Source organism: Streptomyces sp. GESEQ-35, from assembly GCF_017948485.1.
In the GTDB taxonomy this organism is placed as follows: domain Bacteria; phylum Actinomycetota; class Actinomycetes; order Streptomycetales; family Streptomycetaceae; genus Streptomyces.
In genome coordinates, this window is the sequence record NZ_JAFFSX010000023.1 from 1 (window position 1) to 23,653 (window position 23,653).

Sequence of the window (23,653 nt, forward strand, 5' to 3'; positions counted from 1 at the left end):
GCCGCCCGCGCCCCCCCCCCCGCCCCCCCCCCCCCGCCCGCCCCCGCACCCCCCCCCCCCCCCCCCCCCCCGCCCCCCCCGCCCCCCCCCCCCCCGCCCCCCCCGCGCCCCCCCCCCCCCCCTCCCCCCCCCCCCCCCCCCCCGCCCCCCCCCCCCCCCCCCCGCCCTCCACCCCGCGCCCCCCGGAAGCCGCCCGCCCCACAAACCACCCCACCGTCACCCCGGCCACCACCGGCACCACGCCCGCCACCCAGTTCACCGGCGTCCCGACCCCCGTATCCGGCACCGCCGCCAGCAGGGGGAACGGCGGCAGGAGTGGGGCCGGGGCCGAGGACAGGGGAGTCACGACGTGGCCCACGCCCAGGGTGAAGCCCGGGCCGAGGGCGTACGACGCGCCCCACACCGCCGCGTTCGGCACCAGCGCCATGCAGAGCAACAGCACCGCGAACTGCCCGGACCCCCCTTCCGTCAGCTGAAGGAAGGACGTCCTGGCCGCGTCGCCGTGCCAGACCAGTGACACCGCCAGCAGCAGCGCCCCACCCCCGACCAGTACGGCCGTCCCGGCGCTCGCGGCTCGCGCGGCGGCGGCGAAACGGGACCGGAAGTGGGGCCGGAGGATCAGACGCCGTACCCGCGCCGGCACATGGGGCAGCGCGCTGTTGATCAGCTCGTACGGATGCGTGTGCGCCGTCCACACCCCCGCCCCCGCGGCGACCGCCACGAGCAGCGGCACACACACGCACACCCCCACCCACGACGGCCGCAGTGCACCGCCCGAGGCATACACCGCCGCGGCCGCACCGACGACGACGTAGCCGAGGACAACGCCCGCCCACGCCACCACCGGCTCCGGCGCCCCACCGCGCCCACCGCCCTCCTCCTCGTCCTCGTCCGCCGCCGCGTCCCGCGCCGCCCGGTGCACCAGCAGCACCGGCAGCGCGAGGAGCAGCAGCGGGGTGACGCCGACCGGTGCGGGGACGCCGGAGAGCGTGTCGGTGCGGATCAGTTCGGCGCCGTGCGCGAGCAGCCACAGCGCGGCGGCGATGTGCAGCGCACCACTCGGCCCACTGTCGGGATACGGCGAACTGATCCACAGCACCAACACCAGCACGGCGAACGACCCGAGCCCCAGCCCGGCCGCAAGCGCGCCACCCAGCAGGCTCGCGCCCAGTCCGGGCGAACGGTCACGCAACCGGCTGGGCAGGGACGACAACGACGATCGGCGAGCGGTCATCTGGATCACGCCCGCCATGCTCCCAACGACACGCGCTTTCTCGTCGTAACAGGCGAACTACCGATGTGTCGCCCAATATATGTTTATGTACTTTTTCCCACGGAGGGGCGAGCCGTGACGCAGAGCCCTTCAACCCCGCTCCCCCCGCCCAAGGAACGCCGACGCCTGCGCGAGGCCCGGTCGTTGACGCAGGCTCAGGTCGCGGCACGGGTGGGGGTCGACAGCGAGACCGTCCACGCATGGGAGACCGGCCGGACGACTCCTCGCGGCCGGAAACGGGAAACGTACGCGAAGCTGCTGGCGGAGACGCCGATGGGCCAGGAAGAGCCGGCTCCCGTTGCCACCGACGTCGCCGACAGCCCCGTAGAAGCCGCTGAACCGCCGTCGTCACCCTCGCCACTCACCCCGGAACCCGTGCCCGAGCAGCTGTCCGACGTCCTGACGCCCGCTCAGGCCTTCGACGCGCTCTACGCCTTCTGCGCGCCCGCACTCGTACGGCAGACGTTTCTGCTCACCGGGCGCCGCGAGCTCGCCCGTGAGTCGGTCGAGCGGGCCTTTCAACTCGCCTGGCAGCGCTGGCCGGAGGTGGCGCGTGACCGGGATCCGGCGGGCTGGGTGCGGGCGACGGCGTACGAATGCGCCCTCTCCCCCTGGCACCGCCTCCGCCCGCGCTACCGGCACCCCGAAGCACCGCCCGCCGGCGCCGCGGACCGGGCCCTGATGGACGTCATCCTGAACCTCCCGCCGCCGCACCGCCGCACGCTCCTGCTGTACGACGGTGTGGGCCTCGACCTGCCGGAGACGGCGGCGGAGACGGAGGCGAGCACACCGGCGACGGCGAACCGTCTGCTGCACGCGCGCGGGGCGATCGCCGAACGGCTGCCGGAGCTGTCCGACCCGGCCGAACTCCATCGCCGCCTCGCCGCCCTCGCCTCCACGGAGCGCCTCCGCGCCGCCAAGCCCCTGACAGTCCGCACCGGCAGCGAGCGCCGGGCCAGGTTCTGGACCCGCGCCGCCATCGCGTTCACGGTCGCCCTGATCGGCACGACGGCGCTCACCCTGCGCACGGCACCGACGCACTATGAGCCGCCGGTGTCGCCGGGGGCCGACGTGCGGGGGGTGCCGGAGAAGCAGGCGCCGGGAGCCCTGTCGGAGGCGGAGCTGGAGCTGCGGGAGGAGCTGCGGGAGGAGACGGTGAGCGGCCCGGAGAGACTCGTGCCGCTGAACGGATGAGCGCACACGGCAGCGGGCCCGCACCCCCACGAGGGGTACGGGCCCACCAGGCGTTACTCGGTCACTCAGCCGGCGAGCAGCTCACGCGCCAGCTTCGCCGTCTCGGTCGGGGTCTTGCCGACCTTGACACCGGCGGCCTCCAGGGCCTCCTTCTTGGCGGCGGCCGTACCGGAGGAGCCGGAGACGATGGCGCCGGCGTGGCCCATGGTCTTGCCCTCGGGCGCGGTGAAGCCCGCGACGTAGCCGACGACCGGCTTGGTCACGTTCTCCTTGATGAAGGCCGCGGCCCGCTCCTCGGCGTCGCCGCCGATCTCACCGATCATCACGATGAGGTCGGTGTCGGGGTCGGCCTCGAACGCGGCGAGCGCGTCGATGTGGGTGGTGCCGATGATCGGGTCACCACCGATGCCGACGGCCGACGAGAAGCCGATGTCCCGCAGCTCGTACATCATCTGGTACGTCAGCGTGCCGGACTTCGAGACCAGGCCGATGCGGCCCGGCTTGGTGATGTCGCCCGGGATGATGCCGGCGTTCGACTGGCCCGGGGTGATGAGACCGGGGCAGTTCGGGCCGATGATCCGGGTCTTGTTGCCCTGCGACACGGCGTAGGCGTAGAACGCGGCCGAGTCGTGGACGGCGATGCCCTCGGTGATGACGACCGCGAGGGGGATCTCCGCGTCGATGGCCTCGACGACGGCGGCCTTGGCGAAGGCCGGCGGCACGAAGAGGACGGATACGTTCGCACCCGTCTTCTCGATCGCCTCGGCGACCGTGCCGAAGACCGGGATCTCGTTGCCGTCGATGTCGACGGAGGTGCCCGCCTTGCGCGGGTTCACGCCACCGACGATGTTCGTGCCGTCGGCCAGCATGAGCTTGGTGTGCTTCATGCCCGTGGCACCGGTCATGCCCTGGACGATGACCTTGCTGTCCTTGTTGAGGAAGATAGCCATGGCTGTGTCTGTCCCTCTTCCCTTACTTCGCAGCCGCGAGCTCGGCGGCCTTGTCGGCCGCGCCGTCCATGGTGTCCACACGCTGGACCAGCGGGTGGTTGGCGTCGGACAGGATCTGGCGACCCAGTTCGGCGTTGTTGCCGTCCAGGCGGACGACGAGCGGCTTGGTGACGTCCTCGCCCTTGGACTTCAGGAGCTCCAGGGCCTGGACGATGCCGTTGGCGACCTCGTCGCACGCGGTGATGCCGCCGAAGACGTTGACGAAGACGGACTTGACGTCCGGGTCGCCCAGGATGATCTCCAGGCCGTTCGCCATGACCTGCGCGGAGGCGCCGCCGCCGATGTCGAGGAAGTTGGCGGGCTTGACGCCACCGTGCGCCTCACCGGCGTACGCGACGACGTCCAGGGTGCTCATGACGAGACCCGCGCCGTTGCCGATGATGCCGACCTCGCCGTCGAGCTTGACGTAGTTGAGGTTCTTCTCCTTGGCTGCGGCCTCGAGGGGGTTGGCCGAGTCCTTGTCCTGGAGGGCCTCGTGCTCCGGCTGACGGAACTCGGCGTTCTCGTCCAGCGAGACCTTGCCGTCGAGGGCGATGACGTCACCGGAGGCGACCTTGGCCAGCGGGTTGACCTCGACCAGGAGGGCGTCCTCCTTGATGAAGGTGTCCCACAGGGTGACCAGGATGTCGGCGACCTTGCCGGCGACGTCGGCCGGGAACTTCGCGGCCTCGACGATCTCGCGGGCCTTCTCCGGGGTGACGCCCTCATTGGCGTCGATGGGCGTCTTGGCGACGGCCTCGGGGCGCTCGACCGCCACCTCCTCGATCTCCACGCCGCCCTCGACGGAGGCGATGGAGAGGAACGTGCGGTTCGCACGGTCGAGGAGGAAGGAGACGTAGTACTCCTCCACGATCTCCGGAGCCGTCTCGGCGATCATCACCTTGTGGACCGTGTGGCCCTTGATGTCCATGCCGAGGATGTCCGTCGCACGGGCGACGGCCTCGTCCGGGGTGGCGGCGAGCTTCACGCCGCCGGCCTTGCCACGTCCGCCGACCTTCACCTGGGCCTTGACGACGGACTTGCCACCGAGACGCTCAGTGGCTGCGCGGGCCGCCTCAGGCGTGTCGATGACTTCACCGGCCAGCACCGGTACATCGTGCTTGGCGAAGAGGTCCCTCGCCTGGTACTCGAACAGGTCCACGCGCTTCCGTCCCTATCAGTGATCTCGCGGTTCGTTGGGATGCGTGGGCGTGCCGCGAAGGGCAACGTGACGTCCGCTGTCACAAGGGAGGCGCACACGGTGTCCGAGCGCGCGGCATGTCCGTCTCGCAGATTATCGCCGCTGCCCGGGGGTCTCTAAATCAGGGGTCACACCTGAGCGGTGATACCTGTCACATGATGCCGCGATCACTGGCACGGGGTGCCGCAGGTGAAAGGCCTCACCGGGCTGGGGTTGACCCGGTGAGGCCTCTTCAACAGCCCCTCAGCGGCACACAAACGCCGCCTCAGGGGTGCTGGGCCGGTTGATCCCCACCCCAATGGGGATCAACCCGCCCGTCCGCGGGGTCTCTGCCGGACAGTCCGACGGCTTTCGGCCGTCCGGGTCCATCGCCGCCGCGGAGTCGCTCCGCTGGTGGTGCCGCGATGAGCCCGTTGTTCGGCTGCGGGCCCGTCGTGGCTGGTCGCGCAGTTCCCCGCGCCCCTATGGGGCGCTGCAGAACCGCACGTCACTCGCGGGGGTCAGATGCTGTACGGGGTACCGGTGACGTCCTGCGCGTAGCCCGGGGTGATCGAGTCGGCGATGCCGTCGATGCCGGTGACGGCGTTCTCGGCGAGCGGGTTCGCGGTGGTCCGGACGGTCTCGGTCACGTGCTGCGCGAAGGGCTGGACCTGACCGGCGACGCCGTACACGAACGGGTCGGCCTCACCGACGACGCCGCCCACCAAGGGCTGCACCTCACCCGTGACGCCGTACGCCAGCACCGTGGCGCTCCCGCCGACGCTCTGCACGACCGGGCGAACCGTCTCCACGACCGTGTCGACCAGCGGCCGTACCGCCCCGGTGACCCCCTGCGCGAAGGGCGGCACCTGGCCCATGACGCCCTCGGCGAAGGGCACCGCCTGCCCGGCCACGCCCTGTGCGAGCGGCGGTACGGCACCGACGACACCGCCCGCGAAGGGCTCGACGTCGCCCACCACCCCGTACGCCAGCGCGCCCGCGTCACCGACGGCCTGCTGCGCGACCGGGACCACGCCGTGCACGGCGATGTTCGCGACGGGCGGCAGGACGGCGTCCGTGGTGTCGTCGGCGACCTGGCCGACCAGACCGGTGGCGTACGGCGGTACGTCCGCGACGACCCCGCCGACGACCGGCTGCACTCCGGCCACGGCACCGCCGGCGACGCCCCGCGCATCGGCGACGGCCCCGGTGGCGACCGGCGGCACGCCCTGCACGACGCCGCCCGCGACGGGCCCGACGTCCGCGACGACTCCGTACGCCAGCGCGGTCGCGGCGTCGACGGCGTGCCCGGCGGTGGCCCCGACCCCGGCCACGGTCTGCCCGGCGACCGGCGTCACGCCGTGCACCGCGTGGGTGGCGGCGGGCACGACCCCGCCTACGGCGCCCTCGGCGACCGGCACGACACCGGCCACCGTCTGCCCGGCCACCGGGACGACACCCTCCACAGCGGCACCCGCCACCGGCGGCACCACCGCGACGACCGTCTCCTCGACGACGGGCGTGACCGTCCCCGGGACACTGCCGACCGTTCCGGTGACGTGGTGGGGGACGGCGGAGACGGAGGCCTCGGCGGCGGTGGTGACGGCGGTGGCTTCCGTGGTGGCCGTGGCGAGCACGGGTCCGGTGCGGCCGTGGGCTCCGGCGACCGTGGCCTGCGCGGCGCCGGTCACGCCCGTCGCGGTACGGCCCGCGCCCGCGACCACGTGCTGGGCCTTCGTCCGTACGACGCCATCGATGCCCTGGGCCTGGGAGCGGGCGGCGGACTGCGTGCCCTGGAGCTTCGTCTGGGCGGCGGCCAGGGCGTTCTCCAGCTCGGGCGCGAAGGCGGCGAGGGGGCCGAAGAGGTAGTCGATGCCGTCGTGCGGTGCGGTGGTGGCGTCGGAGACGGTGGTGTGGACCGAGGCCGTGGCCGTGGCCTCCGCCTGCGCGGCGCGTGCGGCCTTGGCGCCCTGGATCGCCTGGGCACCCCGCACCTTGGACGCCTGCGGAACGGTGACCGCGGCGTCGACGTACCGGCGGGCCTGATCGGTGGTGCCGGCGGTATCGGCCGTGGTCGTCCTGGCGGCCTTGTCGGCGGTGCCGAGGGCGCCGGTGGCCGTCTCCCGAGGGGAGGTCGAGGTCGCCCCGGTGGTGTCCGCGGCGCCCGAAACGGTGTCCGTGACGGTGTCCGTGACGCCGGTGACGACGGAGTCGACCGTGTCGGTGAGGGTGGTGGTCACGTCCGAGGTGACGTCGGTGGTCGTCGCGTCCGACGTGGAAAGGGAGGAGGCGGGCAACTCGTCGGCGCTGGCCACGGAGGAACCGAGCGCCCAGGCTCCGGTGACACCGGCGGCTATGACGATGGAGCGGCGGATGTTCTTGTTCATGCGTGCGTCAGATCCTTAGATCCTTGAGGGCTCGAGAGACCCTGGGAGGCCCGAAGGCCCTTGGAACTCACGGGACTTCGGGAGGCTGGGGACATGTCCGGTGCCGCCGCACCCCGATCGCGTCCGTCGGTGCATCGGACCGTCAGTCCGTCGTTCGGACACGGTCCGGGGAGAGTGAACCGGTGGACGCGGATGTGGATACGGATGCGATGACTGGTGCCGATACGGCTCCGGCGGCTTCCGCCCGGAGCTCGGAGTGGTGTCCGGACGGGAGGGCAGACCTGGTCCGCCCCCGCGCGGCAGGTCTACGGCGGGGGAAGGTCTGCCCTATGCCGGGGAGACGGGAATGTCCGGGTGCCTGTCCCGGGTCTCGGCCGCGTCGATACGCGCGGCGGCGCCGGCCACCAGCCGCAGCGGCGCCCGGTGGTTCAGCTGAACGGCGAACGCGTCGCCATGCCTCGATGTGCCACCGTCGGCCGCCGAACGGCTGCCCAGCGAGCCCCCCGGATCACCGGCGGGCTCCTGCCTCTCGGGCGCGTACTCGGTGGGCCGGACTCGATGCCCGGCTACGTGTGTCGCGTCGCCGCCCGGTGTCACGTCTGCGACGAACGCCGGGCCGTACGCGACGACCGCCGCCTCGTCCGTACGTTCCTTGGCAGGGCGTTCCTCCGTCGCCTGGCTGCCCGCCTCCGCACCCGGCTGCGGCGTCGCCGTGACCGGAGCGGGGAGTGTCTGTCCCGGAAGCAGAGGCAGAACAGGCAGTTCGGGCAACCCGGGCACGAGGCCAGGGAGTTCCGGCAGTATCGGCGACTCGGGCAGCGAGGGCAGCAACGACAGCGGCGGTATCTTCCCCTGCACCTCGGCCAGCCCCTCGGCCAACCCCTCGGTCACGCCCGTCACCAGATCGCCGACCGGCCGCACGACCTGCTCGTCCACCGACCCGACGACATCCTCGGTGACCGGTCGGAGGACCTGATCGGTGACTGGACGGAGGACCTGATCGGTCACCGGGCGGAGAGCGGTGTCGGCGGAGGGTCGGGACCTGGGCGAGAGCGAGGGCGTGGGCGCGGACGGGTGGGGCGTCGGGCTCGGCTGCGGGAGGAGCTTGTCGGCCTTGTTGCCCTGCGGAGTGGTTGCCTCGGGAGCCGTGGGCCGCGGGGCGATCGGCTCGGGCGCCACTAGCTCAAGGAGGTTGAGCTCGGGCAGCACAGGCTCGGTGGCCGCGCGCTCGGTGAGGTCGGGCTCGGTAGCCGCGGGCTCGGCGCGGTTGGGCTCAGCGCGGTTGGGCTCGGAGGAATCGGCCTCGGAACAGTCGGTCGCGGAAGTGGCGTGCCGGGGCGTGCCGTTCGGCCGGGACGTGCCCGGAGCCGCGGCGTCGTCGTCGGCAGGCTCGGCCGGCGGATTCACCAACCGCCCTATCGCGGCCCGTGTCTCCGCCCGGATCCCGTCCGCCGACGCCGACTGCGGGTGCCGTACGACCTTGGCCGAGGTCGTCGACAGCACGCCGTCCGCCGCATGCGCCTGCTCCCCGCAGAGAAGCCCGAGCGCGAACAACCCACTCACCAGCAGCGCCAGTTGCAGCGCACGCCGCCCAACCGCCGTGCGCATCACGCGCAGAGCGGCACCGGGCAGGGCTGCTGAGAAGGTCAAGAGGGGCGGATCCTCCGTGCGGCGGAACGAGCGACAAGTCGGCGCGACGCATGCGGGCGAGCGGGGCGCATCGCACCGCTGGCAGGGCGCCTCGATCCTTGCACGCGCCTCCCGAGGTCGCGCAAGCCCCCCTGACACCGATGGGTACTCATGTCCCTTTTGCTGGCCCAAGTCGGTCGACAAATCGTCAGCGAACCGACTTCCCCGCCCGCCCACTCGCCGTCCTCACGCACTGTCCGGAACGGGCAGCGGCCGCTTCTCGATCGCGGCAGCCATCACCTCGGGAAACAGGTCGGGTGTACAGGCGAAGGCGGGCGCTCCGAGCGCCGCGAGTGCGGCCGCGTGCTCCCGGTCGTACGCGGGCGCCCCTTCGTCCGACAGTGCCAGCAGCGTCACGAACTGCACCCCCGACGCCTTCATCGCCGAGACCCGCTTGAGCATCTCGTTCCGTATCCCCCCTTCGTAGAGGTCGCTGATCAGCACGACCACCGTCTCCGCGGGCCGGGTGATCTGCGACTGGCAGTACGCGAGCGCCCGGTTGATGTCCGTACCGCCGCCGAGCTGCGTGCCGAAGAGCACGTCGACCGGGTCGTCGAGCTGGTCGGTGAGGTCGACGACGGCCGTGTCGAAGACGACGAGCCGTGTACTGATCGACCGCATGGAGGCCAGCACCGCCCCGAACACCGACGCGTAGACCACCGAGGCCGCCATCGACCCCGACTGGTCGATGCAGAGGATGACCTCCTTCTTCACCGACTGCGAGGCCCGCCCGTACCCGATGAGCCGCTCGGGCACGATCGTCCGGTATTCAGGCAGGTAGTGCTTGAGGTTGGCCGCGATCGTGCGGTTCCAGTCGATGTCGTGATGGCGGGGCCGGTTGACGCGGGCGCTGCGGTCGAGGGCGCCGGTGAGGGTGGCCCGAGTGCGGCTGGCGAGCCGCTTCTCGAGGTCCTCGACCACCTTGCGCACGACGGCCCGTGCCGTCTCCTTCGTGGTCTCCGGCATCGCCTTGTTCAGCGAGAGCAGCGTGCCGACGAGATGCACGTCCGCGTCCACCGCCTCCAGCATCTCCGGCTCCAGCAGCAGCGTGGCCAGGCCGAGCCGGTCGATGGCGTCACGCTGCATCACCTGCACGACGGAGGAGGGGAAGTACGTCCGAATGTCCCCGAGCCAGCGCGCCACGGACGGTGCCGAGGCCCCGAGCCCCGCCGAACGGTCCCGTCCCTTCTGCGGCTTGTCCCCCTGCCCGTAGAGCGCGGCGAGCGCACCGTCCATCGCGGCGTCCTGCCCGGCGAGCGTGCATCCGGTGCCGTCGGCCGCGTCACCGCCGAGCACCATCCGCCACCGCCGCAGCCGCTCCTGCCCCGGGTCGATCGCTTCGGTCGTCATGCGCCCACCCCCGTGAGAGGCCGATCGGCCACAGGCTGTGCCACCGCACGCCGCCCCGCCACAGGGCACGCCCAGAGCGGCATCACCTGCACGGTCGTCGTCGGGCCGTCTGCCGCCAGGAGCCCTTGCCCGCCACCCGTGACGGCGTTCACCGCTTCGGCCCGCTCCCCCGGCTCGTTCAACCGGTCGGTCGTCATTTCCCCGCCCCCACAAGGTCGTTGTCGTCGGCGCTCCGGTGATCGCCGTCCAGCCCCAGCAGCAGCCGCACCACCGGCAGCACCGCGTCCGCGCGCTCCCTGTCCAGGTCGGGCGCGAACCCGGGTATCCCGGATCCGGCCGCCGCCGTGCTCCCCCGCGTCCCGGGTCCGCGCCGGACCAGTTCGCCGAGGGTCCGCCGCACCCCGGGCTCGTACGCCGAGAACGTTCGCCGCAGCAGAGGCAGTACGTCCGTGAACGCCTCCGCCGGCACCCCCGTCAGCCATGCGTCGACCAGCCCGAGCAGCCGCTCGTCGTGGACCAGGAGCATCCCGCCGCCCGAGCCGCCGCCGACGAACCCCTCGATCCACGCGGCCGCGTCCGCCGGAGGCGTCCCCGGCGACAGGACGAGCCCCATGAGCCTCGCCGCCTCGTCCTGCCCCAACTCCCCGTCGTCCAGCAGCAGCCGCACCGCCCGTCCCCGGACGACGCCGGGCACGGTGTCCCGTCCCGACAGCACCCGCAGCACCGATCGCCAGCGATGCTGTAGGTCGCCGTGGCCCGGGGCGGGAGCGTCGGCCAGCAATCCCACCGCCCCGTGCACCGCGTCCACATGGCGCCGCATCTCCTCCGCCGCGTCCGCGTCGAGGGCGGCGCAGGCCGGAGGCAGGCCGACGAAGATCCGTTCGGCGAGGCCTGCCGCGACCTCGGCCAGGGCGCCGGTGTCCGTGCCGCGTACGTCGCCGTAGCGCAGGGAGCGGACCAGGGCGGGCAGGGCTTGGGCGAGATGGCCGACGTCGGCGTCCAGGGCCGCCCGGTCGGCGAGGATCCGCATCACTGTGGGGAGTGCGTCCGGCAGTTCGGCCAGCAGACAGCATTCGGCGAGCGCGGTGACGTCGGCGAGGCCCGGCGCGGCCACGGCGTCGGCCTCCGCCTTCGCGGTCGCGGCGGCGAGCACGGTCGTCCCCCACACCCCGGCCTCGGCGACCCGCACGGACAGTTCGGGCTCCCATCGCAGCCGCCATGTCTCCCGGAACGTACCCGTGCTGCCCCGCGACGCCGCCGGCTCGCCCCACTCGATGCCCAGCAGCCGCAGCCTGTGCAGCAGCCGGCTGCGCCCGGCGTCGGTCTCCTTGCGCAGGTCGAGCTCCAACTCCCGCTCCAGCGCCTCCGGTTTGATCCGCAGCCGCCGCTGGGTCCGGTCGAGGTCGCGCTGCAACGGCACCGCGGGCGCCGACTGCGGCACCTCCCCCAGCACATCGCCGACGACCAGCCGGTCGTGTACCAGCGCCAGCGGCACGTCCGAGCCCTCGCACATCACCGCACGCACGGCGTCGGTCGTCTCACTCAGCCCGGGCAGCGGACGACCGCGCATCACGGCGAGCGTCTCCGCCAGCCGCACCGCCTCGATGACATGCGCAGAGGAGACGAGCCGGTCCTCGGCGCGCAGCAGTCCCGCGACCTTGGTCAGCCATCGCTCGACCGGCCGGTCCGGCGCGCCGAACAGATGCCCGTACCAGCCCGGCGAGGCGATGCCCGCGCCGTATCCGCTGACCCGCGACAGCCTGCGATGCGTCCACGGCACCCAGGTCATGTCCGTCTTGACCTTGGGCAGCCCCTTCAGCAGCGCCCGGTCGGCGGAGACGACGGCCTTCTGTCGCAGCGCGGGTACATGCCAGGCCCCGCACACCACGGCCACACTGTCCCCGAACTCGCGCTGTGCCGTCCGCACTTGGAGCCGCATATGCGCCTCCCGCACGAGATCCCGGTCATGACCTCCGGTCCCGTACGCCTCCCGCAGCGCCCCCATGGCCTCTTCGAGCACGACGAACGGTGCGAACGCGTCCCTCTCCCCGACCCCCCGGTGCTCGACCACGTCCTCCCACCACCGCTCGGGATCGTCATAGCCGGCGGCCTCGGCGAGCACGGCCAGCGGATCGACACGGACATCGGCGACGTTGGGCTCCTGCACCTTCTCCGAACCGGGGCCCGGCTCACCCTCGGCCTCGGCGTCGCCCGGCCGCCCCTCTACCCGGCCTGCGCCGGACGCGGGGGCCTCAGCCTCTGAGAACTCCTCAGCTCCCTCAGCTCCCTCAGCTCCCTGAGCCTCCGAGACCTCTCCATCCCCCTTGGCCTCAGCGGCCTCTTCCGTCCCCGCCGCATCCTCACCCCGCCCGGCGCCCTCCCCTTCGCCCCCGGCCCCCGCGTCCCGCTCCCAGGCCAGCGCGTGCGTGGCCGGCAAGTCGATGAAGCGGGCCGGTACTTCGTGCTCCAGGGCCCAGCGGATCGCGACCCACTCCGGGGAGAACTCGGCCAGCGGCCAGAACGCCGACCGGCCGGGCTCGTCCACTGCGTGGGCTAGGAGGGCGACCGGCGGCCGCATCTCCTCGTCGGCGGCCAGCGGAATCAGCGCATCGGCCTCGGGCGGACCCTCGATCAGCACGACCCGCGGCCGGGCCGCGTCCAGCGCCGCCCGCACGGCCCGCGCCGATCCCGGCCCGTGATGCCGTACACCGAGCAGCAGCGGCTGCTCCACGGCGGAACCCCCGCCCTTGTCGCTCACGCGCTCACCTCCCGGCAGGCGCGGTAGAAGTCCTTCCAGCCGTCGCGCTCGCGGACGACCGCCTCCAGGTACTCCTGCCAGATGACCCGGTCGGCCGCCGGGTCGCGGACGACGGCGCCGAGGATGCCGGCGGCGACGTCGCCGGCCGTCAGCACGCCGTCACCGAAGTGGGCGGCCAGCGCAAGCCCGTTGGTGACGACGGAGATGGCCTCGGCCGTGGACAGCGTGCCGCTGGGTGACTTCACCTTCGTACGGCCGTCGGAGGTGACCCCGTCGCGCAGTTCGCGGAAGACGGTCACGACGCGGCGGATCTCGTCGACGCCGTCCGGCACGGCCGGCAGGTCGAGGGAACGGCCCATCTGGTCCACGCGGCGCGAGACGATGTCGACCTCCGCCTCGACGCTCTCCGGCAGGGGCAGCACAACGGTGTTGAAGCGGCGGCGCAGCGCGCTGGACAGGTCGTTGACCCCGCGGTCGCGGTCGTTGGCCGTGGCGATCACGTTGAAACCGCGGACCGCCTGCACCTCCTGGCCCAGCTCCGGGATCGGCAGCGTCTTCTCGGACAGGATCGTGATGAGTGTGTCCTGCACATCGGCCGGGATGCGGGTCAGCTCCTCTATACGTGCCGTCATCCCCTCCGCCATGGCCCGCATGACGGGGCTGGGCACGAGCGCGTCGCGGCTCGGGCCGTGCGCCAGCAGCTGCGCGTAGTTCCAGCCGTAGCGGATCGCCTCCTCCGGCGTACCCGCCGTGCCCTGTACAAGCAGCGTCGAGTCGCCGCTGACCGCCGCGGCCAGATGCTCGGACACCCAGGTCTTGGCGGTGCCCGGCACGCCGAGCAGCAGCAGGGCGCGGTCGGTGGCGAGCGTGGTGACGGCGACCTCGACGATGCGGCGCGGGCCGACGTACTTCGGCGTGATCACCGTGCCGTCCGGCAGGGTGCCGCCGAGCAGATAGGTGGCGACGGCCCACGGCGACATCTTCCAGCGGGCCGGGCGCGGGCGGTCGTCCTGCGCGGCCAGTGCGGCAAGTTCAGCGGCGAAGGCGTCCTCGGCGTGCGGGCGCAGCGCCTCCGATTCCTGCGCGGGCGTGTTCTCGGGCATTTCGACGGACGTCGGTTCCACGGTGACAGACATGGCTGAGGCCCCCTCCAGCTCGGCCGGTTCGGATCTGGTGTCCACCGTGCACCACGCCACTGACAATCCGTCCTGACCTGCGCAAATGCGCTCGCGAGGCCGATTGTCAGTGCTGGGATCTACCTTCGATGGCATGACTCAGCAGGGGGTGAGCTGGACTGCGGATCAGGTGCTGGCACTGGCGCCTGACGCATCGTCACGCAAGGCGGGAAGCAAACTCGGAGCGGCCGGGCCGTGGTCCGAGGCGGGAAGTTCCGACGAGGGGACGGTGTGGGGGCTGTGCAAGGGCAGCGGCAGCAAGCCGTATCAGACGGTCGTCGACATCGCGGACGCCTCCGGGCCCGCGTACAAGTGCAGTTGTCCGAGCCGCAAGTTCCCGTGCAAGCACGCACTCGGGCTGCTGTTGCTCTGGGCGGGCGGGGACGGAGCGGTGCCGCCGGGCCAGGCACCGGACTGGGCGGAGCAGTGGCTCGCGGGCAGACGCCGGCGTACGGAAGAGAAGCGAGCGGCGGGGCCGGCGGGTTCCCCGTCCGCCTCCGGTGATCCGGAGGCGGCCCGGCGGCGGGCGGAGCGACGGGCCGAGCGGGTCACCGCGGGGGCGTCTGAGCTGGAGCAGCGCCTGGCGGACCTGCTGCGCGGCGGCATCGCGGGCGCGGAGCAGACGGGGTACGCGCTGTGGGAGGAGACCGCGGCCCGCATGGTCGATGCCCAGGCACCCGGACTGGCCGCCCGTGTCCGGGAGTTGGGGGCGATCCCGGCGTCCGGTCCCGGCTGGCCGGTGCGTCTGCTGGAGGAGTGCGCGCTGCTCCACCTCCTCGACCAGGGCTGGCTGCGCCGCGAGCGGCTGCCCGAGGAACTGACGGCGACGGTCCGTTCACGCATCGGCCTGTCCGCATCGGCGGACGGCCCGCCGGTCCGGGACCGCTGGCTGATCCTCGCCCAGTACGACACGGCCGATCCGAAGCTGACGACACGGCGAATCTGGCTCCACGGCGCCGACTCGGACCGGGTGGCGTTGCTCCTTTCCTATGGCGCCGCGGGCCGCTCCCCCGAACTGGCGCTGCCGGTCGGACTGACCCTGGACGCCGAGGTGTCCTCGTATCCAGGAGCGGGGCAGCTGCGGGCTGCCCTGGGTGAGCAGTTCGCGCCGCCCACGCCCGCGGCGACACGTCCGCCGGGAGTGACGACGGCCCAGGCGGCCGCCCGTTACGGCGACGCGCTGCGGGACGACCCCTGGCTGGAGTCGATGCCGGTCACGCTGGACCGCGTCATACCGACCCCGGACGGCGATTCCTGGCAACTGGCGGACGCCGACGGGGAAACGGCTCTGCCACTGGCCCCGTCGGCCCGTTCCCGCCCCGGCCTGTGGCGACTCGTCGCCCTGTCCGGCGGCGCCCCCGTCAAGGTCTTCGGAGAGTGCGGCCACCGGGGCTTCAACCCGCTGACCGCCTGGCCGGAGGGAACGGGCGGGGCGGTGGCGCTGTGCTGAACCCGCAGGCGTCCCGCCCCACCGGAGCCCCGACCTCGATGAGCCGCAACCACCTCACGGCATCCAGCCCTTCAACCACCCCACGGCACCAGCCCTTCATCAACCCCATCTCACCCAACAGAAAGGAGAAGCGCATGAACAGGCACTCCACTCCTGTGGACACGCCCGCGTCGGGCGCCTGGGAGGAACTCGTCACCGCCGCCCTGCTCGGGACGGAGCGCCGCACTCCGCCGGGTTCCTCGCCGGGCCGGGACGCGCCGGTGGCGCTGTTGGACGCGGCGGCCGTGGAGACCGTGAGGCGGCGGGCCGGGCTGCGGCCCGCGAGGGCGGCCGAACGCCCCGAACCGGCACCCGAGGACCCACGCCCGGAGCTGCCCGGAGCGGCGGCTCGCAGGCTCTCGGTGCTGCTGGCCGACCGTCCCGGCACGGGCGCCGGCCGCGGCAGAGGCACGGCGCCGGACCTCATGGAACTGCTGCCCCAGTGGCTCGCGGCGGCCAACACCCGCGGTTTCGCGGCACCTCCCGAGGTACTGCCCGCGCTGCTGGACGCGGCCCGGGGCCGTACGGATCTGAGGCCGACCGCGTTGACGTTCGCGGGACCGCGGGCCGTGTGGCTCGCCCGTCTGAACCCTGACTGGCGGTTCGCCCTGCGTGCGGCGCCGGGCGGGGGCGCGGCGTTGCCGAGCGCCGAGGACACGGAGAAGGTGCGACAGCTGTGGCAGGAAGGGCTGTTCGCCGAACGGGTCGCCCTGCTCGCGGCGATCCGCGCCCGCGTGCCGGCCGCCGCGCGCGAACTGCTCACGAGCACCTGGTCGACGGAACGGGCGGAGGACCGTCTGATGTTCCTCGACTCGCTGCGGACGGGACTGGGACCGGATGACGAGCCGTTCCTGGAACAGGCGCTGGCCGACCGGAGCCGCAATGTGCGGGCGACGGCCGCGGAGTTGCTGTCGTCTCTGCCGGGATCGGCGCTGGCCGCGCGGATGGCGGTCCGGGCCGGTGCGTGCGTGGCGTTCGACCGTATGCCGGAGATACCGACGATCGCCGTTGAAGCACCGCACGAGTGCGATCCGAGCATGGAGCGAGACGGTGTCGTGACCAAGGCTCCTGCGGGACGGGGTGAGCGGTCGTGGTGGCTGGGCCAGTTGGTGGAGGCGGCACCGCTGGGTACCTGGCCCGGTCGGCTCGGCGGACGCACACCTCAGGAGATCGTGGCCCTGCCGGTCGCGGACGACTGGCAGGGCGAGCTGCACGCGGCGTGGTGCCGGGCCGCGGTGCGGCAGCGGAACGCCGAGTGGGCACGAGCACTCCTCGGCACACCGTCCGCACCGGAAGCCGGTGGTCCGGGCGCGGTGTCGCTGGCGGAGCGGGCGAAACTGCTCGGCACCCTGGGCTCCGCCGAACGGGCCGAGTGGGTGGCCGGGTTCATCGCGGCGCACGGACTGTCCGAGGCGTTTCAGCTGCTCGGGGTGTGCGCGGTGCCGTGGGCCGTGCCACTGGGGCGGGCAGTGGTGGACGCGCTCAACATCGCACGGGACGCGGGGAGTTATCCATGGAGCTTCAGCGGGGTGATGGGCTTGGCCGAGCGATGCCTGGAGCCCGGGGAGACAGGACGGCTCGACGGGTTGGTGGCAGTGCCGGACGAGCCGGAGGACGCGTCACCGGGCGCCGGCGGGTACTGGGCGGAGGCATTCCAACGCCTGGCCACGACACTGCGGTTGCGGGCAGCCATGGCGGAGGAGTTGGGGGCGGCGTAAGGCCCATCGCCCCGCGGACGCGCCTCACATTGAAAACGACCGCCCAGCAGACGCCCCTAAGGGGCGCGGGGAACTGCGCGACCAGCCCCAACGGCGCCGCACCCGCCCACCGACACATCGCGGCACGAACAATCCCGCCACCCCAAGCGGAGCGCTTACGTGCCGGCCGGCTGCCGCACGTTCTCCTTGACCCAGTTCACGATCGACGCCGTCGTGGCCCCGGGCGTGAAGATCTCGGCCACCCCCTTCTCCTTCAGCGGAGCGATGTCCGCCTCGGGGATGATGCCGCCGCCGAAGACCAGGATGTCCGCCGCGTCACGCTCCTTGAGGAGGTCGATCACCGCGGCGAAGAGGGTGTTGTGGGCGCCGGACAGGATGGAGAGGCCGATCGCGTCGGCATCCTCCTGGATCGCCGTGTCGACGACCTGTTCCGGGGTCTGGTGAAGCCCGGTGTAGATGACCTCCATACCGGCGTCGCGCAGCGCCCGCGCGATCACCTTGGCCCCGCGATCGTGACCGTCGAGCCCCGGTTTGGCCACCACCACGCGGATCGGACCGGCTGCCACACCCATCACTGCCTCCATGAAGCGACTACATGCATCCGTACCGATACCTACCCCACACGTAACCCGTGCCGTACCCGTCGCGCATGCCGTGCCCGCCGCCGTCCACCGCACCGAGTGCGCCGTAACGGCCCGGACACCTCACACCGAACCGGCCGGAGAAGTGAACGAACGTTATCTCCAGCATCCCGCAACCGGCAGTTTCGCGGCGCCGACCGAGGGGGAAATCACACAATGGGACACGTTAGCCGCGCACCGTTCCACGTCTCTGCGGCCTCCCGAGCGCCGCAGACCCCTGCGGCACACGGGCCGTGGAGGGAACAAGCGCACCGGGAGCCGCAAAGGGGTCGCCGCACCACCGCGCCGCAGGCCGCGCGCCGTGGCGGTGCAGCACACCGACGGTGGCACGCAGGGCACGTAGGACAGGTACGGCACGACAGCGGGGACTCTCGTCGCCACACCGGCAGGGGACCTCGTCGCATCACCGGCACCACAGGCGCACCTCGCACCACAGGCGCACCTCAGGCCACACGCCGCGCCCACCCCACGTGCCCCGCTCGCACACCGTCGGCCGCCCTCGGCACGGCTTCCCACGAGGGCACACGGGGGACAGAGGCGTCCTTCCGCGTGCCGACAGGAGGTCGGCCATGAAGGTCACCAGGGCGGTACTGCCCTTTCTCCCCCTCTGCCAGAGTCTGCTCCCCAGCAGACTGGCGGGGATGTCCATGACCCTCCTGAAGGCGACCGCACTGGACCTCGCCATCCTCGCGGGACACCTCCTCCTCTATCCCTCCGGCATCACCCAGGAGCGCCGCGACACCGCCCCCGCGCTTCCCGCGCCCGATACGGCACAGCTGCCGACGGAGGCCAAACCCCCGGTCGTCCTGCTGCACGGCTTCATCGACAACCGCTCCGTCTTCGTCCTGCTGCGCCGCAATCTCGCCCAGCACGGCAGGCACCAGGTCGAGTCGCTCAACTACTCTCCGCTGACCTGTGACATACGCACCGCAGCCGAACTGCTCGCCCGGCACATAGAGGAGATCTGCGAGCGCACGGGCAGCAAGCAGGTCGACATCGTCGGCCACAGCCTCGGCGGACTGATCGCCCGCTACTACGCACAGCGTCTGGGCGGTGACATCCGCGTCAAGACGCTGGTGACGCTGGGTACACCGCACTCGGGCACCCGGGTGGCGCCGCTGATGAACGCACACCCGATCGTCCGCCAGATGCGCCCGGGTTCGGACGTCCTCGAGGAGCTCACCCAGCCCGCGCCCGGCTGCCGTACACAGTTCGTGAGCTTCTGGAGCGACCTGGACCACCTGATGGACCCGCTGGAGACCGCCTGCATCGACCACCCCGACCTGCTGGCCCACAACGTGCGGGTGAGCGGCATCGGACATCTCGCCCTGCCCGTGCACCCCGCTGTCGCGGCCGGCATACGACAGGCCCTCGACACCGCACAGACAGGAGCCGAAACCGCCGCACGCACCGGCGGCCTGACAGTGGCGTGACGACACCACGCCCCGCACAACAGGGAAACAGCCGCAACACAGCTCACTGAGAGCCCTCAGCGACCCCGGCGACGTCGAACACCCTTCGAACGCAAGGCCAAACCCGCGCCCGCAGTCCCCCGAAAGACGGCCGAATGCCCGTTTCCTGAAGGCGCGAAACCTGCCGAAGATTGTCGCGCCCGCGTACTGCCGGGTACAGTCACCGCACTGCTCTGGCAGCCCCTGTTGTCGAGGCGAGAGAGAAGTTGGTGAACGAACGTCACCCGTCGGGGACCATGACCTCCCCGGCTCCGGCTTCCGATGCCGCCTCGGCGCACTACGCGTCGTACAGCGGACAGGACGCCCAGTACGGTGACTTCACCACGTACGACGCCTACGCCGCCACAGGAATTCCCGCGGGCACGGACACCGGCGCGTACGCCGCCCCGACCTTCGACGCGGACCCCCTGTTCGGCAGCATGCCGGGCGAGAACGCAGGCTCGTACGACAGCGCCTCATGGTCGACGGGCAGCCAGCAGACCCTGAACTACGACGCCTACGCGGCCCAGCACCAGGCCGCGTACGACACCGGCGCGTACGACACGACCGCCTGGGCCAACGGCTACCAGCCGCTCTCCGCCATCCCGCCGCAGGCCACCGGCCCCGACGCCACCGGCCAGTGGGATTCCGGTACTTGGCAGCAGCCCGAGCAGTCCGGCACCGCCGCGGACCAGACCCAGCACTGGGAATGGGGCGCGCAGGCCTTCGACACCGGCGCGTACGACGCCACGCAGTGGAACTCGGACGGCACCGCGCACACGGCCGACGAGTACGAGCAGCAGGGCCAGCCCTTCGACCAGCAGGCGACGGCGACGTTCGAGCACGTCTCGTACGACGAACCCGCCCAGGGCGAGGACGGGTTGGACCACACCGCCTCCACCGGTGAGCCGCCTGCCGTAACGCCACTGCTGGACGGCCAGGAAGAGGCCACCCCGGCGCCGCGCCCCGCGCCCTCGTCACGCGCGGCCGCTCGTGGCGCCGGTCGCTCCCGCCGCCGTATGCCCGCCAAGCGCTCTGCGCTGCTGACGGTTGCTGTGCCGTCGGCGTGTGTGATGGGTGTCGCGGGGATCGCCGCCGCATCCGTCGGCACTCTGACCGACGACGGCGGCGACACGTCGACGACCGCGGCGGACACGAAGTCCGTCAGGCCGGCCACCGCGAACAACAAGCTGGACACCCAGCTCGAGAGCCTCTCGGCCGGCGCCGACGACTTCGCCGACCGGGCCAGCCGTACGCAGGAGCGCATCGATCTCAAGGCCCAGCAGGAGGCCGAGAAGAAGAAGGCGGCTGCGGAAGCGGCCCGCAAGGAGCGACTGCGCCCCAAGTACGCCGTGCCCGTCGCCCAGAACGGACTCAGCGCCTACTTCGGCCAGTCCGGTATCAATTGGATGTCCATCCACACCGGCATCGACTTCCCGGTCTCGTACGGCACGACGGTGATGGCCGCGACCGACGGCACCGTCCGCACGGAGTGGAACAGCTCCTACGGCAACATGATGATCGTGACCGACAAGGACGGTACGGAGACGTGGTACTGCCACCTCTCCACCTACCAGGTCTCCTCCGGTACGACCGTGAAGGCCGGCGACGCGATCGCGTACTCCGGAAACTCCGGCAACTCGACCGGTCCGCATCTGCACTTCGAAGTGCGGCCGGCCGGCGATTCGGCGATCGACCCGCTGTCGTGGCTGCGCAGCCACGGGCTCGATCCGACGTAATCCGAATCCGACGTAACGTGCCTGCGGGCCCCCGCCGTTCAGCGAGGGCCCGGCATCGTCAGAGCTTCTCCACCGGCGCGTACCTCAGCAGCAGCCGCTTCGGCTTGTCGCCGAAGTCGATCGTCGCCTCCGCGTTCGCCCCCGTGCCCTTCACCGCCGTCACGGTGCCGAGCCCGAACTGGTCGTGCGTGACACGGTCGCCGACCGTCAGCGCGACCACCGGCTTCTCCGAGGTCCGTCGCGTGGCGAAGCCGGAAGCACCCGACGCCGACGAGCGGGAGCGGGACGAGGACAGCGAGGCGGCCACCCCGGAGACCGGGCCCGCCGGAGCCGCGGAGGCACCGGTCCGCTTCCAGTCCACGTGCTGGTCCGGGATCTCCGCCAGGAAACGCGAGGGCGGGTTGTACGACGGCTGCCCCCACGCGCTCCGCATCGACGACCGCGTCAGATACAGCCGTTCACGCGCGCGCGTGATGCCGACGTACGCCAGGCGCCGCTCCTCCTCCAGCTCCTTGGTCTGGCCGAGGGCGCGCATGTGCGGGAAGACGCCGTCCTCCATGCCGGTCAGGAACACGACGGGGAACTCGAGGCCCTTGGCGGTGTGCAGGGTCATCAGGGTGATGACGCCGGAGCCGTCCTCGTCCTCGTCGGGGATCTGGTCGGAGTCGGCGACCAGGGCAACGCGCTCCAGGAAGGCGGAGAGTCCGCCCGCGGCCTCGCCCTCCCCGGCCTCCTGCTCAAACTCCAGAGCCACGGCCGCGAGTTCCTGGAGGTTCTCGATCCGGGTCTCGTCCTGCGGGTCGGTGGAGGCCTGTAGTTCGGCGAGGTAACCGGTGCGTTCGAGGATGGCCTCGAGGACGGTCGCCGGTCCGGCGCCCGACTCGACGATCGTCCTGAGCTCCTCCATGAGCACGTTGAACCGCTTGACCGCGTTCGTCGACCGGGCGGCCATGCCGTAGGCCTCGTCGACGCGGCGCAGTGCCTGCGGGAAGCTGATCTTCTCGCGCTGCGACAGGGCGTCGATCATCGCCTCGGCGCGGTCGCCGATGCCGCGCTTGGGTACGTTCAGGATCCGGCGCAGCGGGACCGAGTCCTCCGGGTTGGCGAGCACGCGCAGGTAGGCCAGGACGTCCCGGACCTCCTTGCGCTCGTAGAAGCGGACGCCGCCGACGACCTTGTAGGGCAGGCCGACGCGGATGAAGACTTCTTCGAAGACACGGGACTGGGCGTTCGTACGGTAGAAGACCGCGACGTCGCCGGCCTTCGCGTCGCCCGCGTCCGTCAGACGGTCTATCTCCTCGGCGACGAACTGGGCCTCGTCGTGCTCGGTGTCGGCGACATAGCCGGTGATGCCCGCGCCCGCGCCCGCGTTGGTCCACAGGTTCTTGGGGCGGCGGGACTCGTTGCGCTCGATGACGGCGTTGGCGGCGGTGAGGATCGTCTGGGTGGAGCGGTAGTTCTGCTCCAGCAGGATCGTCGTCGCGTCCGGGTAGTCCTCCTCGAACTGGAGGATGTTGCGGATCGTCGCGCCGCGGAAGGCGTAGATCGACTGGTCGGCGTCACCGACGACGCACAGCTCGGCGGGGAGCAGGTCGTGCTCGCCGGGGGGTACGTCCTCATCGTGCTCGCCGGTGCCGACGAGTTCGCGGACGAGTGCGTACTGCGCGTGGTTGGTGTCCTGGTACTCGTCGACCAGGACGTGCCGGAAGCGGCGGCGGTAGTGCTCGGCGACGTCCGGGAAGGCGCGCAGCAGGTTGACCGTCGTCATGATCAGGTCGTCGAAGTCGAGGGCGTTGGCCTCGCGGAGGCGCGACTGGTACATCGCGTAGGCCTGGGCGAGGGTCTTCTCGAAGCCGTCGGTGGCCTGGGCGGCGAAGTCCTCCTCGTCGATCAGCTCGTTCTTCAGGTTGCTGATCTTGGCGCTGAAGGACTTCGGCGGGTAGCGCTTGGGGTCGAGGTCCAGGTCGCGGCAGACCAGGGCCATCAGGCGCTTGGAGTCGGCGGCGTCGTAGATCGAGAAGGACGACGTGAAGCCGAGCTTCTTCGACTCGCGGCGCAGGATGCGCACGCACGCGCTGTGGAAGGTCATGACCCACATCGCGTTCGCGCGCGGGCCCACGAGTTGCTCGACGCGCTCCTTCATCTCGCCGGCGGCCTTGTTGGTGAAGGTGATGGCGAGGATCTGGCCCGGGTGCACGCTCCGCTCGCCGAGCAGATACGCGATGCGGTGCGTGAGCACGCGCGTCTTGCCCGAGCCGGCGCCGGCCACGATGAGCAGCGGGGAGCCGGAGTGGACGACGGCCGCTCTCTGGTTCTCGTTCAGCCCTTCCAGGAGCTGCGCCGGGTCGATCGCCGGGCGGGGCGCGCCGTCCCTGTAGTAGGCGTCCCGGTCCGGCGGCGCGTCGAACTTCCCGGCGAACAGATCGTCCGGAACCGGCTCCGGTACGTGATCGTCCTCGGGTGGCGGCGGGGGTTCCTCCGCATGGGCCCGCGGGGGCTGGAGGTCCGCCAGGAAGCTGTCATCAAAGAGGCTGCTCATCGCTCTCCGAGTTTAGGGCTCCCCACTGACAGCCCGCCGCCGCCCTGAGAACATCGTCGATTTCCGAAGCCGTAAGGGTCT

The 23,653-nt window shown here is 71.9% G+C and carries 15 protein-coding genes; 5 read left to right on the forward strand and 10 right to left on the reverse strand.

The window, feature by feature from the left end:
• The coding region (locus KCH87_RS34285) for a DUF6350 family protein (protein ID WP_247197250.1) at nucleotides 1-1,252 on the reverse strand (1,252 nt) is incomplete at its 3' end.
• Between the two features lie 96 nt (nucleotides 1,253-1,348).
• On the opposite strand from KCH87_RS34285, the gene KCH87_RS34290 reads away from it, so the two are divergent.
• Nucleotides 1,349-2,467 (forward strand): helix-turn-helix domain-containing protein, encoded by a 1,119-nt coding sequence (locus KCH87_RS34290; RefSeq protein WP_210591419.1) that lies wholly within the window; start codon nucleotides 1,349-1,351, stop codon nucleotides 2,465-2,467.
• Nucleotides 2,468-2,532: 65 nt separating this feature from the next.
• On the opposite strand, the gene sucD is transcribed toward KCH87_RS34290, so the two are convergent.
• From sucD to KCH87_RS34325, 7 genes are all read right to left on the reverse strand, one after another.
• Entirely contained in the window at nucleotides 2,533-3,417 is an 885-nt protein-coding gene (gene sucD / locus KCH87_RS34295; protein ID WP_210591422.1) for a succinate--CoA ligase subunit alpha, read from the reverse strand.
• A gap of 22 nt (nucleotides 3,418-3,439) precedes the next feature.
• Complete coding sequence (gene sucC / locus KCH87_RS34300; protein ID WP_210591424.1) at nucleotides 3,440-4,618, reverse strand: ADP-forming succinate--CoA ligase subunit beta; 1,179 nt, start codon at nucleotides 4,616-4,618, stop codon at nucleotides 3,440-3,442.
• Nucleotides 4,619-5,157: 539 nt separating this feature from the next.
• Nucleotides 5,158-7,023: a hypothetical protein gene (locus KCH87_RS49555; RefSeq protein ID WP_247197252.1), complete on the reverse strand. Its 1,866-nt coding sequence runs from the start codon at nucleotides 7,021-7,023 to the stop codon at nucleotides 5,158-5,160.
• 327 nt (nucleotides 7,024-7,350) lie between these two features.
• Nucleotides 7,351-8,673: a hypothetical protein gene (locus KCH87_RS34310; RefSeq protein ID WP_210591770.1), complete on the reverse strand. Its 1,323-nt coding sequence runs from the start codon at nucleotides 8,671-8,673 to the stop codon at nucleotides 7,351-7,353.
• A gap of 225 nt (nucleotides 8,674-8,898) precedes the next feature.
• Nucleotides 8,899-10,062, reverse strand: a complete 1,164-nt coding sequence (locus KCH87_RS34315) for a VWA domain-containing protein (RefSeq protein WP_210591427.1) — start codon at nucleotides 10,060-10,062, stop codon at nucleotides 8,899-8,901.
• A 193-nt stretch (nucleotides 10,063-10,255) separates the two neighbouring features.
• A complete protein-coding gene (locus tag KCH87_RS34320; protein ID WP_210591430.1) occupies nucleotides 10,256-12,820 on the reverse strand; it encodes a DUF5682 family protein in 2,565 nt (854 codons plus the stop codon).
• The gene (locus KCH87_RS34325; protein WP_210591432.1) at nucleotides 12,817-13,956 is read right to left on the reverse strand and encodes an AAA family ATPase; all 1,140 of its coding nucleotides are present in this window, start codon (nucleotides 13,954-13,956) and stop codon (nucleotides 12,817-12,819) included. The genes KCH87_RS34320 and KCH87_RS34325 overlap by 4 nt, the downstream gene beginning before the upstream one ends.
• Nucleotides 13,957-14,089: 133 nt before the next feature.
• Between KCH87_RS34325 and KCH87_RS34330 the strand changes: the two genes are divergently transcribed.
• Both KCH87_RS34330 and KCH87_RS34335 read left to right on the forward strand, forming a co-directional pair.
• Complete coding sequence (locus tag KCH87_RS34330; protein WP_210591435.1) at nucleotides 14,090-15,445, forward strand: SWIM zinc finger family protein; 1,356 nt, start codon at nucleotides 14,090-14,092, stop codon at nucleotides 15,443-15,445.
• Nucleotides 15,446-15,579: 134 nt separating this feature from the next.
• Complete coding sequence (locus tag KCH87_RS34335) at nucleotides 15,580-17,202, forward strand: DUF5691 domain-containing protein (RefSeq protein WP_210591438.1); 1,623 nt, start codon at nucleotides 15,580-15,582, stop codon at nucleotides 17,200-17,202.
• A 155-nt stretch (nucleotides 17,203-17,357) separates the two neighbouring features.
• Here KCH87_RS34335 and KCH87_RS34340 read toward each other — a convergent pair whose 3' ends face one another.
• On the reverse strand, nucleotides 17,358-17,774 hold the full coding sequence (locus KCH87_RS34340) for a cobalamin B12-binding domain-containing protein (RefSeq protein ID WP_210591440.1): 417 nt from the start codon (nucleotides 17,772-17,774) through the stop codon (nucleotides 17,358-17,360).
• Nucleotides 17,775-18,412: 638 nt separating this feature from the next.
• Between KCH87_RS34340 and KCH87_RS34345 the strand changes: the two genes are divergently transcribed.
• Entirely contained in the window at nucleotides 18,413-19,276 is an 864-nt protein-coding gene (locus KCH87_RS34345; protein ID WP_210591442.1) for a triacylglycerol lipase, read from the forward strand.
• Nucleotides 19,277-19,524: 248 nt separating this feature from the next.
• On the forward strand, nucleotides 19,525-21,033 hold the full coding sequence (locus KCH87_RS34350) for a M23 family metallopeptidase (protein WP_210591444.1): 1,509 nt from the start codon (nucleotides 19,525-19,527) through the stop codon (nucleotides 21,031-21,033).
• Nucleotides 21,034-21,091: 58 nt separating this feature from the next.
• On the opposite strand, the gene pcrA is transcribed toward KCH87_RS34350, so the two are convergent.
• Entirely contained in the window at nucleotides 21,092-23,572 is a 2,481-nt protein-coding gene (pcrA, locus tag KCH87_RS34355; RefSeq protein WP_210591446.1) for a DNA helicase PcrA, read from the reverse strand.
• Between the last annotated feature and the right edge of the window lie 81 nt (nucleotides 23,573-23,653).

Bases quoted from the DNA above. Each gene is read 5' to 3' on its own strand.
- KCH87_RS34325 (WP_210591432.1), bottom strand. From the start codon at position 13,956: ATGTCTGTCACCGTGGAACCGACGTCCGTCGAAATGCCCGAGAACACG.
- KCH87_RS34335 (WP_210591438.1), top strand. From the start codon at position 15,580: ATGAACAGGCACTCCACTCCTGTGGACACGCCCGCGTCGGGCGCCTGG.
- KCH87_RS34315 (WP_210591427.1), bottom strand. From the start codon at position 10,062: ATGACGACCGAAGCGATCGACCCGGGGCAGGAGCGGCTGCGGCGGTGG.
- KCH87_RS34330 (WP_210591435.1), top strand. From the start codon at position 14,090: ATGACTCAGCAGGGGGTGAGCTGGACTGCGGATCAGGTGCTGGCACTG.
- KCH87_RS34345 (WP_210591442.1), top strand. From the start codon at position 18,413: ATGAAGGTCACCAGGGCGGTACTGCCCTTTCTCCCCCTCTGCCAGAGT.
- KCH87_RS49555 (WP_247197252.1), bottom strand. From the start codon at position 7,023: ATGAACAAGAACATCCGCCGCTCCATCGTCATAGCCGCCGGTGTCACC.
- KCH87_RS34340 (WP_210591440.1), bottom strand. From the start codon at position 17,774: ATGGGTGTGGCAGCCGGTCCGATCCGCGTGGTGGTGGCCAAACCGGGG.
- pcrA (WP_210591446.1), bottom strand. From the start codon at position 23,572: ATGAGCAGCCTCTTTGATGACAGCTTCCTGGCGGACCTCCAGCCCCCG.
- sucD (WP_210591422.1), bottom strand. From the start codon at position 3,417: ATGGCTATCTTCCTCAACAAGGACAGCAAGGTCATCGTCCAGGGCATG.